This is a genomic window from Prosthecobacter sp. (assembly GCF_046154365.1).
Classification (GTDB): domain Bacteria; phylum Verrucomicrobiota; class Verrucomicrobiia; order Verrucomicrobiales; family Verrucomicrobiaceae; genus Prosthecobacter.
Genome location: NZ_JBJXFV010000111.1, coordinates 1 through 11,712 on the forward strand (window position 1 = coordinate 1; position 11,712 = coordinate 11,712).

An 11,712-nucleotide genomic window follows, 5' to 3' on the forward strand; every position below is an offset into this window, starting at 1 on the left:
ATGCTGAAGAGCCGGTCGGTGCTGGCTGCTGCTCCCGTATATTGCAGCGTGCCGCCATTCAAGACAAGATTGGCCGACGAACTGGTCGCCGAACCTATCCCACTGCCTGTTCCGCCGTTGGCAAGAGAGGAAACACTGAGCGTTCCTGAATTGATGACGGTGGCACCCGTATAGGAGTTCGTGGCGCTCAAGGTGGTCGTGCCAGCGCCAGCCTTCGTGACAGTTCCTGTGCCGCTGATGGTGTTGGCGACGGTGATGGCATCCGAGCGGTTGATCATGAGGCTGGCGTTGTTGGTCACCGCTCCTGTTCCCAAGGTTCCCGTCGTGCCGCCAATGCCGATCTGCAACGTTCCCGCACTAATCGTGGTGGTTCCAGAGTAACTGTTGTTTGCCATGAGTTGTATTGTCCCAGTTCCCGCCTGTGTGAGCGAGCCGGTGCCGCTGATGGAAGACGACACAGTCACGAGATCCGACCGGTTGAAGACCAGGCTGGCATTGTTGGTCACCGTTCCTGTTCCCAAGATTCCCGTCGTGCCCCCATTGCCGACTTGAAGCGTGCCCGCATTGATCGTGGTGGTGCCCGTGTAGGTGTTTGTTCCGGTCAGCGTGGTCGTGCCGGCGCCCGCCTGCGTGAAGGAACCAGTGCCACTGATGGCGTTGGCGATGACGACCGCGTCAGAGCGGTTGATCGTCAAATTCGCATTATTGGTCACGCTGGCAGTTCCCAAGGTGCCGACGGTTCCACCCGTCCCGATCTGCAGAACGCCAGCGCTAATCGTGGTGGTGCCAGTATAGGTGTTGGCACCAGCGAGCACCCAGGTGCCTGCGCCTGATTTTGTCAGCGAAGTGGCACCGCTGTTGTCGCCAATGATGGCAGCCAGGATGTTGCTGCCGGTATTGGTTCCAGTGAGGGTGAGCGTGCGAGTGCCTGTCTGACTGTTGAAACCCATGCCGCCGGTGTTTGTAAAGCTCAAAGCCCCCGTCCCTGATGCGTCCAGTGTTCCGCCACTGCTGCCAATGCTGAAGAGACGATCCGTGCTAACGGTCGCGCCGGTATACTTCAGAACAGCAGTGGCATTGTTGAGAATTAGGTTGGCGGCGGCGTTGGTCGAGGCACCGATGTTGCTGGCGCTGCCACCGTCGGCCAGAGAAGAGACGCTCAAAGTTCCTCCAGTGATGGTCGTGGCCGCCGTGTAGGTGTTGCTGCCAGACAAGGTCAGCGTGGTCACCGCCCCCATTTTCGTCAGGAACATGCTGCCAGTGCCCCCATTCTGGATAACGCCGCTGAATGTCGTGCTGATGTTTCCGCTAACGGTCAGTCCAGAGTTGGTGCTGCTGCCATTTTGCACGATCCCTGAGCCGGAAAGCGAGCCGACCGCAGCCCCCAAAGGCATCCCGTTGGTGGCAAGTGTGCCACCACTGTTGACGGTCATGGCCGAGTTGCTGCCCAATCCACTCGCTACCCCAGCCGCCAGAATCCCCGCATTCACCGTGGCACTCCCCCAGGCATTGCTCAGGCCGCTGAGGGTGGTGGTGCCGGTGCCATTCTGGATTAAAGCGCCGGTACCGCTCATGACGTTTGAGATGGTGATGGCGTTGGAACGGTTGATGATGAGAGTTCCGTTGTTGGTAACCGCTCCCGTTCCCAGATTGCCAACAGTGCCGCCATTGCCGATCTGTAGGATGCCCGAACTGATGGTGGTGGTGCCGGTGTAAGTGTTGGTCCCGGTCAACATCCACGTGCCTGCGCCGCTCTTGATCACCGCAGTCGTTCCCACGTTGTCGCCGATCACCGCCGCGAGGCTATTGTTACCAGTGTATGTTCCAGCCAAGGTGAGAGTGTGAGCCGCCGTGGTCATGAACCCCATGCTGCCGGTATTGGTGAAGCTCAATGCCCCGGTGCCGGAAGCGTCGATGGTTGCCGATACCCCAATGGCAAAAAGACGGTCGGTGCTGACACCTGCCCCTGTGTATTTGAGCGTGCCGCCGGTAATTTGCAGATTGGTGGCCACGGAGGTGGATGCGCCGATGTTGCTGGCGCTGCCACCATTGGCCAGCGTGTCCACACTGACCGTTCCGGCAGAAATGCCCGTGAAGCCGGTGTAGGTGTTAAGCCCGGTGAGCACGGCGGTGCCTGCCGCATTGCTCAGGGTGCCAGTGCCGCTGATGGTTTGTGACAAGGTGAATGTGTCTGACCTGAACAACACCAGGGTGGCGTTGTTCACGATGTTTCCAGTGCCAAAGGTTCCACCGGCGCTGCTGTTGCCGATTTGCAGCACGCCAGTGCTGACCGTCGTTGTGCCAGAATAGGTGTTCGCGCCTGTGAGCACCCATTTGCCAGAGCCTGTCTTGGTCAGGGATGTGGCCCCACTATTGTCGGCGATCACAGCCGCAACGATGTTGAGGCCAAGAAACGAACCAGTAAGCGTCAGAGTGCGCGTCCCCGTCTGACTATTGAACCCCATGCTGCCGGTGTTGGTGAAATTCACCGCCCCCGTGCCGGAGGCATCCAGCGTGCCACCACTGGTTCCCACGCTAAACAAACGGTCTGTGCTGGAAGCTGCCCCCGTGTATTGCAAGGTGCCGCCGTTGAGAACGAGATTGGCGGCGGCATTGGTCGAAGCGCCAATGTTGCTGTTGGAGCCGCCGTTGCCGAGTGTGGAGACAATCAAGGTTCCCGCGCTGATGGTCGTCGCCCCCGTGTAGGTGTTCGTGCCCGTGACACTCCAGGTGCCAGCCCCGGTCTTCGCCAATGATGTCGCTCCACCATTGTCGCCTAGGGTGACGGCCAAGGTCGCGCCGGCTCCGTTCACACCGGTGAGTGTCAGAGTACGCGCGCCGCTCTGGCCATTGAAGCCCATGCTGCCGGTGTTGGTGAAACTCACTGGTGAACCACCTGAGGAGTCCAGCGTGCCACCGTTGGTCGTCACACTGAACAGCCGGTCGGTGCTGGCGGTTCCGCCGGAGTATTTGAAGACGCCGCCGTCCAGCACCAAATTCGTGGCCGCATTGCTCGAAGCCCCCATGCCGCTGGCGACTCCGCCATTCGTCAGGCTGGTCACCCGGAGAATCGCCGTTCCCGACACCGTCGTCACACCCGTGTAGGTGTTGGTTCCCGACAACACCGAAACCCCGCTGCCGGTCCGGATCACTGACGTGGCTCCACCGTTGTCGCCGATGACCAACGCCACCGTGTTGTCCAACGTATTGTTACCAGCGAGCGTGAGCGTTCGCGCACCGCTCTGACCATTGAACCCCATGCTGCCGGTGTTGGTGAAACTGGTTGAAAAACCCGTGCCGGAGAAATCCAGCGTGCCGCCGCCTGTCCCCACGCTGAACAGCCTATCGCTGTTATTACCGCTGCCCGTGCCGGAATAGCGCAGCGTACCGCCATTGAGCACGAGATTGGTTGCCGCATTGCTCGCCGCACCAATGCCACCGCTGGTGCCGCCATTGCCAATGGAAGTCACATTGAGAACCCCGGCGTTGATCACGGTGGCACCGGTGTAGGCGTTCGTGCCGCTGAGCGTGGTCGTGCCGGTGCCCGCCTGGGTGAAGGAACCGGTGCCGCTGATGTTGTTGGAGATCGTGATGGCGTTAGAGCGGTTGATCATTAGGCTGGCATTGTTGGTCACCCCAGCGGTTCCCAGTGTGCCAGTCGTTCCGCCACTGCCCACCTGCAAGATGCCTGCGTTGATCGTGGTCGTGCCGCTATACGTATTCGTTCCGTTCAGCAGCCAGGTGCCAGCCCCTGACTTCGTCAGCGTGGTGGCTCCGCCATTGTCCCCAATCGCAGGTGACATGGTGTTGTTTTGAATGTTGGTGCCGCTCAGGACGAGCGTTCTCACCCCAGAACCGCCACCAAACCCCATGCTGCCTGTATTGGTAAACAGGAGTGCTCCGCTGCCGGAGGCCTCAATCGTGGCCACAGGATTGGCCGTGCCATTCGGGATTTCAAACAATCTGTCTGTCGAAGCGCCCGCTCCGGTGTAGCGCAAGGTTGCTAAATTGGTGATGGAAAGATTGCCTGCGGCAGAACTGGCGGCACCGATGTTGCTCGCGATGCCACCATTGGCGATGCTGGAGATGCTCAGCACGCCGCCATTGCCGAGCAAGCGCGTAACTCCTGTGTAAGTGTTGTTGCCGCTCAGAGTCAATGCCGTGGCAACATTGCTGGTCACGCCACCCGCCCCGCTGATGATTTGCGAGAGGGCGACGGTGCCCGTGCGCGCCACGAGGAGCGTGCCAGCGTTGATGATAATGTTGCCGCTGCCGATGCTGCCTGTGCTGCCGCCGAGAGTGCCGATCGAAAGCGTTCCACCATTGATCGTAGTGGTTCCAGAGTACGTGTTGCCGTTGTTCGTAAGCCGCACCGTGCCTAGTGTATTCGACTTCACGATGGAAGTCGCCCCACCATTGTCTGCGATGACACTGCCCAGCTCAATGATGCCTCCAAAAACGCTGTTGCTGAACGCGAAGGACAGCGTTCGTGCGCCAGCCTCGCCATTGAATCCCATGCTGCCCGTGTTGGTGAAACTCAAGGTCGCCGCCACCGGCAGGCTGATGGTGCCCCCAGCAGTTCCCACACTGAAGAGGCGGTCCGTGCTGGCTGTAGCGCCCGAGTATTGCAACGTGCCACCATTGAGAACCAGATTGGCGGCGGCGTTGCTGGCTGCCCCAATGTTGCTGCTGGTCCCGCCATTGGTGATGGAGGTCGCATTAAGCATACCAGCGTTGATCGCCGTCACACCCGTGTAGATATTAAGACCGGAGAGTGTCAGCATGCCCGTGCCAGCTTTGATCAGGCCGCTGGTGCCGCCCAGCGGAGCGCTGATGGTGGCTGCCGCATTGGCGGTGATCGTGGAACTGGCGAGCGTGAGGATGTTCCCGCCGCCGGCAAGAGTGTAGGCAGAACTGAAGTTCATGTTCCCGACGGTGACAGCACCGCCCAGCGTGACCGTGCCTGCCGTGCCGCCAAAGATGGCGGCATCCGGCGTGGCATTGTTCCACGTCGTGTCCCCGGCACCAGTGTTCCAATTGCCCAAGCCATCGGCCCAGGTGCCCGTACCGCCCGTGATGGCGGCTCCATCCCCTGCGGTGATGTCCCAGGTCAATGTTGCCGCATGCAACGACTGGCCAGCCTGCCAGATGCCCAAAAAAGCAACAAGCATGGTGCTGGCCCGTGTCCTGGAATAAAAGGGCGCGATGTGACGCACGTAAAAAATTCTAATGACGCGGAAAGCATGGCGAAAACACGTCTGGCTGACGGCAGGTATCATAAAGCGAGTTCTGGCGTGAATTGATGGCTGAACGAACGGTTTGGACGCAAGGAGAACAGGAAGAAGGCGCGTGTTAGCGCTGAACAGCAAGATCCTGCCCATGGCAGGTCGTGAATCAGCGCACAAAAGCGCTTTGGCACCGTATGCAGGAAGGCAGAGCGTCGGCGCGAGCTTTCCTTTCGGCGGCTGGGTGCATCACGCGGAACTCGTCGTGACGTAACCAGTGGTTTTTATGAACCCGATGACGGAGATGTAAGGGTGGCTGACGTTGTTCATAGTCCAATATCACTGGGCTTATTTTAATGGATTAATAGCAAGCTAAGACATTGGATAATTTCACGGCAAGAATAAAATCTTGCCGCAGACGGCCACGGTCACGTTTTTGTGTCCTTGGTCAAAACACCGGGCAATTGGTGCCCTCTTCCTTACACCCGACAACCGTTTGCGGTTGCAAACCGTGCTGGCACGGCCCTGAGGTGAATCTCATCTTCCGTTAAACGAACGGGAGACTGCCACACGCACGCGTGCGCTCCTACTGATCCAGCACCGCCATCGGAAAATCCGTGCTGCGCGTGTGCTGCGAAGCCATGATCGTCTTCATCTTCGCAATCAGATCGGGATGCTCGGCAGCGACGTTCTTCGTTTCAGCGGGATCGGTGGCGATGTTGAAGAGTTCTTCGGTGGTGGTGGCGTTTTTGGCCTTCGCCTTGCCTTTGGCGGTGAGATTGCGGCGCACGAGCTTCCAATCGCCCATCCGCAGCATCTGCTGGCCGCCGTAACTGGGGAATTCACGATACAGGAACTCGCGTTCGGGCTGTGTTTCGCCCAGCAACGTCGGGACCAGGCTGATGCCGTCGGTGTTCGGCGTCTGGCCCTTGGCACCGGCGAGATCAAGCAGCGTGGGCAGCCAGTCTTCGAAGCCACTGACGCGGTTGCTCACGGCGCCGGCCTTGATTTTTCCGGTCCAGCGCACCACGCACGGGGTGCGGAAGCCGCCTTCGTAGAGCGTGCCTTTGCCATCACGGCGGCCTTCGGCGGAGTTGAAGAAGGCGGCGTCGGTGCCGGCGAGTCCGGCGTGGGTGCCGTTGAGCGGGCCGTTGTCGCTGGTGAAGACGAAGATCGTGTCGTCATCCAGGCCGAGTTCGGCGATGAGTGCCATCATCTTGCCGATCTCGCGGTCCATGCGCGTGATCATGGCGGCATACGCGGCACGCGGCGCGAAGTGCGGCAGGTAGCCCTTGCCACCGGGATAGGGCGCGTCTTCGAACTTGCCGAGGTATTCCTGTAGCGAGTCATCCGGCACTTGCAGCGCGACGTGCGGCACGGTGGTGGGCCAGTAGAGGAAGAAGGGCTTGGCCTTGTTGTCGCGTGCGAACTTGAGCGCCTGCTCGGCGATGAGATCGGCAGAGTATTCGGTGCCCTTGAAGCGCTGGTAGCTCTCCGGTTTCGTCGGGTCCTCTCCGGGCTTGAACTTGTCGTTCGAGGGGAACGCGGGATTCTTGAGGTCGATCTTCTGATCGTTGTCCCACAGATAGGTGGGATAGAAATTGTGCGCAACGGCCTGGCAGTTGTAGCCGAACCAGCGGTCAAAGCCCTGCTTCAACGGTTCGCCCGTCGTGCCGGGACCGCCGAGGCCCCATTTGCCAAAGCCGCCGCTGGTGTAACCGAGCGGCTTCAGCACTTCTGGGATGATCACCGTCTCGTTCGGGATCGGCCACTGGCCCTCGGGCTTGATGCTACGGTTGTCGCGGATGAAGGCATGGCCGGGATGCAGGCCGCTCATCAGCACACAGCGTGACGGGGCGCAGACGGCGTTGCCGGAGTAATGCTGCGTGAAGCGCATGCCTTCCGCCGCGATGCGGTCGATGTTCGGCGTGCGGATGATCTTCTGGCCGTAGCAGCCGAGATCGCCGGGACCAAGATCGTCGGCGAGGATGAAGATGATGTTGGGCTGGCGAGCGTGAGCGGTGAGCGTCAGGGCGAGAAGAATGATCAGGTGCTTCATGGTCGGGTTGAAACGGCGGCGGGAGCCTTTTCTTTTGGTGGATGATCTATTGGGAAGAGTGGTTGGCTTAGTATCCACTGCATCCACAGCGTGAGCAGCAACATCGCCACGATGAGCAGCGCGATGATGTAAAAGGCGGGGCGGGAGAGAAACTTCATGGGAAGGGCGAAAGAAGACGAAAAAAGCGGGTTTCACAGCGATTGAATCACAACTCCCCTCCTATGAAACGGCTTTTGTTCCTCACCTTGCTGCTCGGTGCCCTGCAACCAGCCAGCGCACTCCCCGAAGCGGACATCCAGCGCTTCATTGATGAGGCGATCAAGGCTGGCGGTGGCGAAGTGGTGATTCCGCCCGGCGTGCATGTCATTCAGCGCGGACTGATGCTGAAGGATGCGAAGAAGCTTCGGATCATCGGCCTGGATGCGGAGGCGTCCGTGCTGAAGGCCGCCCCGAATGCGGTCTCGCTGTTTTTGCTGGGGGGAGCCTGCGAGGAGGTGCGGATTGAGAAACTGACCTTCGAGGGCGGTCAGGATGCTGTGGCGGAAATGGCGGAGCCGGGCCAGACGAACAAGCTGGCGAAGGTGCGCGTGGGGCGCTGCTTTTTCCAAAATCAGCGGCGCGCCGCCGTGCTGCTGCCGAAGGCCGCCATCGAGGCGCTGGAGATCGAGGACTGCACGTTTCGCGACATCGCAGGCGCGGCGATCGTGTTCGGAGAACAGATGAGTGGCTGCTCGATCACGCACAACCATGTGACGCGCTGCCAGACTGGCGTCCAGCTCACTGGTTCGCAGCGCTGCCTCGTCGCCAGCAATGAAATCAGCGCCTGCGACACGGGCGTGCTCATCACCGGTGCCACGGAGGTCAAAACCATCGCGCAAGGCAACGTGGTGGCGCTCAACGCCATCACGGGCAGCCTGAAAAACGCGGTTCAGATCAACTCACGCACGCAGAAGAATTCCGTGATTCAAAACGAGATCACCGGCAGCGGCATGAACGGCATCCTCCTCGCTGGTGAAGGTCAGATCGTGAAAGCGAACCAGATCACCAGCAGTGGCATGAAGGCCATCGCGATCAGCGAGGGGAAGCACGAGATCGTGGAGTAGCTTGGCTCGCCAGAGCCGAGATCGCACGGCACTGTGTGTGTTTGCGGCACTCCCAGAACTCGGCTCTGGAGAGCCAAGCTACTTCATGCATACAAGCGCTCGACCAGTCCTGCGGCCCGTTCTCCCGGCAGGGCGCCGATTTCCATCTGGTTCATGACGTAGGCGAACGAGATGCCGTTTTCAGGATCGGCAAAGGCGAGGCTGCCGCCGGCGCCGGGATGGCCGAAGGCGAGCGTGCTGGGGCCAAAGTGACGGCGCAGCTTGCCGCCGTCGGATTCGGGATCGGTATTGAGTGGGTCCTGCATCATGCCGGTGGAGAACGCGATGGGCGTGAGGAGCACGGAGTCGTGTTCCTGCGTGAGCGTTCGCTCGAAGTGCCGCACGACGGACTCGGGCACGATTTGAGTGCCGTTCCAACGGCCGCCTTGTGCCAGCATGGAGTAGAACTTCGCGAGGCCATGCGCACTGCCGACGCCGCCCATGCTGGCGTAGCCGGGAGACCAGGTGGAGCTTTGATTGAAGTCGCTGACGGCGTTCAAACCGAAGGGCGAGGTGAAGGTGCGCTGCGTGAGCGTGCCGGCGGTGTTGAAGGCCTTGATGAAGGCCTGGTCGCTGTTCGCGATGCTGATCTTGCCGGGATAGATCGGCGAGACGCGGTCCCATTGCGCGCTGGGCAGCCCGATCCAAAAATCGAGCGCCATCGGACTGCCGAAGACTTCGCGGAAGTATTCGCCGAGCGATTCGGTCTCGGCGAGACGCCGTACGATTTCGTCCATCAGGAAGCCGAAGGTGCGGGCGTGGTAGCCTTGCCGTGTGCCAGGTTCCCACAGCGGCCGCTGACGTTCGAGCGCTTCGACGACAGCGTCGTAGTTGTAGATCGGCGTGGGCACATCCAGCGCGCACAAACCGGCGGTGTGCGAGAGCAGGTGAATGAAGGCGACGTTGGATTTGCCACCGCCGACGAATTCGGGCCACACCTCGGCCACTGGGCAATCGAGCGGCACGCCGGCTTCTTCGAGCGCGAGCAGGCAGCAGACAGCCGCCGGGCCTTTGGTCGCAGACCAGACGGGCACGAGGGTGTCCGCATTCCACTCTCGTGTGCGCAAACGGTCGCAATGACCATGCGACAGGCTCAGCACTTCACGGCCATGGTGCCAGATCGAAACGGAAGCGCCCATTTCCCAGCGCGTGCTAAAACTGCCCTCAAACCATGCGGCGACGGCTCGAAGATTTGTGGGGCTGGCGGGGGTGCTCATGCGTGATGGGACTCCAGTTGGGCGCGGAGGCAGTCGAGGTCGTGATCTTTCTTCGCGTGCAGGCGCAGGGTGCCGTCCATTTCAAACGCACGCTCCAGATAGGTGAGCGATTTGTCGAAATGGCCGAGGCAGGCGTGGTAGCAGCCCATGTTGTAGTAATAGACCGGCTTGGTGCGCAGCGTGGCGGGTCCGCGGGAGAGGACATCGACCGCAGCGGCAGTCTGGCCGAGTTCATGCAGGCAGAATGCGGCGTGGATGAAGCCGCCCGGCTCCACCGGCTCCTGCTGGCAGAGCCGCGTGGCCAGCGCGAGCGCCTCAGCCCAGCGGTGCTCGCCCATGAGGCAGAGCAGCGTGATCTCGATGACATCCACGCGGTCATGCATCTCCACCGGCAGCGGCGATAGCTCTTCGCAGGCCTCCGCATGGAGCCCTAGCTCCACGTAGCCCTGGGCGGCGATGATTCTGCGTTCGGCTTCGGTCATTTTCAGTGTGATGAACGGATGAGAACGCAAAGCGTGCGCAGGAACAAGGTTTTTCATGCTCCCGGCGGCCAGGAAGGGCAAAAAGTCCGCCGCCGTGTCCAAGCGCAGCTTCTTCGCCAGTTCCAGACGCGTGGGGATCTCCCAGACGCCCAAGATGGGCACTGAATGCCTAGCATCTTTTCCGGTGTTGATAGTTGCAGGTTGATCGTTGATGGCCTGAGCACCAACCGTTTGCGCACTGCGCAGCGCTTCACCCAGCAGGTGAATGCCGCTCCCACACGCAAGACCTTCAGTGTCAGGCTATCAACCATCAACTCTCAACTCTCAACCATCAACTGCCGCATTTAGGGTGGAACCTTCTACGTTTTCATCATAAAAGTGATGGAGCGCGGTATCCAACCATCTTGACGCGGCGGCGGGTTCTTGCTACCCGCCGTCTCTCCATGGGGATTCAGCAGGCACCTCGTGTGATCCATCGTTAACCCCATAAAACACGCCCTTTCCCGCTGTCTAAACGCCGCTTCCCCCTGCCTGAGCGGTGCATATTCAGGATTTACCGGGAAATACCCACTGCTACCCGGCGCCCCGTCATGTCTAAGCCTCGAATAGATCTGTCTATTCACCGTTTACCCAGATCTGAGCTTCAATTTTCCGCAGTATTTTATAAATAGCCGCAAATATTCATAGATTTAATAAAACAATTGGCAGGAAACTCCAGGGTGGTTCATTTTAGGCTCGCTTCATAACGACCGAATCATTTAGCCTCGAAAAGTCGAACCTTAATTGCCATGCCGCACTTCGATGATCCCCTCGTACATTTCGATGATCCTCTGGTGTTTTATGACGATCCGAGGACTTATCAAGAAATCCTGAACTCTCAATCGCCACACACCATGTTTGACGTCGTCCTAGATTTGAAGAACCTCTCGGTGCCAGCGCTCATCGCCCGCATCCGTGCCATCCTCACCGCCACCTCCGAGCAGGCGGTCTTTGCCAGCCTCGCCGCCGACCTCACCGCCCTGGAGGCCAAGGTGAAAACCCTGTCAGACCGGGAAACCGACCTGCGCGCCGCTGAAAACGCCGTCACCATGGCCACCACCGAGCGGGATAAGGCTGAAAAAGGCGTCACCGACGGCGCCATCGCCCTCGCCAGTGCCGTGGGCACGATCGCCACCACCGAGGCCCAGGTCGAGTCCACCCTCATGCGCGTCAAAGGCCCGCCCGCGCCGAAGCCCATCCCCGACCAGCCCACCGGCCTCGAACTCAAGATGGGGGATGCCGACGGCGAGCTCTCCGGCCAGTGCAACGGCCAGCCCGGCATCGTCGAATACTACGAGATCCAATACACCGCCACCGATCCCCTGGGAGCCGCGCCCAACTGGCAGCACGCCGACACCAGCAAGAAGAGCCGCTTCGAGCTTACCGGCCTCCCCTCCGGCCAAAAAGTCTGGGTCCGCCTCCGCGCCTGCAACGCAAGAGGCAAAAGCACCTGGAGCGACCCTGCGTGCAAGCGGGTGCCGTGAGAAACCCACCGCTCCTATCATTCATCTCAATTGTGGGCGAATCCGATTCGCCCACAGTTTAGTG

The 11,712-nt window shown here is 60.3% G+C and carries 7 protein-coding genes; 2 read left to right on the forward strand and 5 right to left on the reverse strand.

Annotation, left to right across the window (positions count from 1 at the left end):
* From ACKVY0_RS14450 to ACKVY0_RS14460, 3 genes are all read right to left on the reverse strand, one after another.
* The coding region (locus ACKVY0_RS14450) for a beta strand repeat-containing protein (RefSeq protein ID WP_409215537.1) at positions 1–5,171 on the reverse strand (5,171 nt) is incomplete at its 3' end.
* A 640-nt stretch (positions 5,172–5,811) separates the two neighbouring features.
* Positions 5,812–7,284: an arylsulfatase gene (locus tag ACKVY0_RS14455; protein ID WP_409215538.1), complete on the reverse strand. Its 1,473-nt coding sequence runs from the start codon at positions 7,282–7,284 to the stop codon at positions 5,812–5,814.
* The gene (locus tag ACKVY0_RS14460) at positions 7,281–7,442 is read right to left on the reverse strand and encodes a hypothetical protein (RefSeq protein ID WP_409215539.1); all 162 of its coding nucleotides are present in this window, start codon (positions 7,440–7,442) and stop codon (positions 7,281–7,283) included. Before ACKVY0_RS14460 ends, ACKVY0_RS14455 begins: the two co-directional genes overlap by 4 nt.
* A gap of 63 nt (positions 7,443–7,505) precedes the next feature.
* Between ACKVY0_RS14460 and ACKVY0_RS14465 the strand changes: the two genes are divergently transcribed.
* Positions 7,506–8,387, forward strand: coding sequence for a NosD domain-containing protein (locus ACKVY0_RS14465; RefSeq protein ID WP_409215540.1), 882 nt, complete (start codon positions 7,506–7,508; stop codon positions 8,385–8,387).
* Between the two features lie 83 nt (positions 8,388–8,470).
* Here the strand turns inward: ACKVY0_RS14465 and ACKVY0_RS14470 are convergent, their stop codons facing one another.
* On the reverse strand, positions 8,471–9,643 hold the full coding sequence (locus tag ACKVY0_RS14470; protein WP_409215541.1) for a serine hydrolase domain-containing protein: 1,173 nt from the start codon (positions 9,641–9,643) through the stop codon (positions 8,471–8,473).
* Positions 9,640–10,287, reverse strand: a complete 648-nt coding sequence (locus tag ACKVY0_RS14475) for a TPR end-of-group domain-containing protein (RefSeq protein ID WP_409215542.1) — start codon at positions 10,285–10,287, stop codon at positions 9,640–9,642. The genes ACKVY0_RS14470 and ACKVY0_RS14475 overlap by 4 nt, the downstream gene beginning before the upstream one ends.
* 626 nt (positions 10,288–10,913) lie before the next feature.
* Here ACKVY0_RS14475 and ACKVY0_RS14480 point away from each other — a divergent pair.
* Entirely contained in the window at positions 10,914–11,648 is a 735-nt protein-coding gene (locus tag ACKVY0_RS14480; protein WP_409215543.1) for a fibronectin type III domain-containing protein, read from the forward strand.
* Positions 11,649–11,712: the final 64 nt, after the last annotated feature.

What these genes read in the sequence shown, in the direction of transcription:
- ACKVY0_RS14470 (WP_409215541.1), bottom strand. Translation starts at nt 9,643, where the DNA reads ATGAGCACCCCCGCCAGCCCCACAAATCTTCGAGCCGTCGCCGCATGG.
- ACKVY0_RS14480 (WP_409215543.1), top strand. Translation starts at nt 10,914, where the DNA reads ATGCCGCACTTCGATGATCCCCTCGTACATTTCGATGATCCTCTGGTG.
- ACKVY0_RS14455 (WP_409215538.1), bottom strand. Translation starts at nt 7,284, where the DNA reads ATGAAGCACCTGATCATTCTTCTCGCCCTGACGCTCACCGCTCACGCT.
- ACKVY0_RS14465 (WP_409215540.1), top strand. Translation starts at nt 7,506, where the DNA reads ATGAAACGGCTTTTGTTCCTCACCTTGCTGCTCGGTGCCCTGCAACCA.
- ACKVY0_RS14460 (WP_409215539.1), bottom strand. Translation starts at nt 7,442, where the DNA reads ATGAAGTTTCTCTCCCGCCCCGCCTTTTACATCATCGCGCTGCTCATC.